General features: G+C 62.3%; 1 protein-coding gene and 1 pseudogene. Both read right to left on the bottom strand.

Going from position 1 to position 612, the window contains the following annotated elements:
* On the bottom strand, positions 1-196 hold a 196-nt coding region (locus NW838_RS09795; RefSeq protein ID WP_414427955.1), incomplete at its 3' end, for a hypothetical protein.
* A 12-nt stretch (positions 197-208) separates the two neighbouring features.
* Positions 209-612 (bottom strand): annotated as a pseudogene (locus NW838_RS09790) (DNA helicase RecG); the annotation flags it as partial.

Below are 612 nucleotides of genomic sequence, written 5' to 3'. Positions count from 1 at the left end.
CCACCACTACCCGCTCGCCCGTGGTGGGAAAGTTTTTCAGCAGAGGGCGGGAGTTCTTGTAGCAGCAGTGCTCCGACCACATCACCCCAAACATGGCCAGCTCCGTGGGGTTGGGATCCCGTCCCAGCTGCTGCTGGATCTTCTGGTATTCGTCTGGGGAAAGGCCGTGGGCCTTTAAGTCTTCGAGGGTATACATCGCCTATAGCCATTAGGTCAGCAGCCCAGGGCCCAGGAGACGGGCCTGCCGCTCTTCCAGTATGCGGCTTAAGGGGGGCCACCGCTTCAAGTCGGGGTCAAGGGCCAGGAGCTGTTCTGCCGCTTGGCGGGCCAGGTGCAGCACCTCTTGATCGTCCATGAGGCTGGCCAGGGCAAAATCCGGCAGCCCCGACTGGCGGGTACCCATCACTTCCCCCGGCCCCCGGAAGCGCAGATCCATCTCGGCAATGAAAAACCCGTCGTGGGATTGCTCCAGCACCTTCAGCCGCCGCAGAGCATCTTCTCCTTTGGATCCCGTCATCAAGATGCAATAGGCTTGGTCGGATCCCCGTCCCACCCGTCCCCGCAGTTGGTGCAGTTGGGAGAGCCCGAAGCGCTCTGCGTGCTCCACCAGCA

The organism is Synechococcus sp. R55.2, assembly GCF_047462075.1.
Taxonomy (GTDB): Bacteria; Cyanobacteriota; Cyanobacteriia; order Thermostichales; family Thermostichaceae; genus Thermostichus.
Note: the sequence above shows the minus strand (reverse complement) of the source record. Positions and strands in the feature narration are given on the sequence as shown.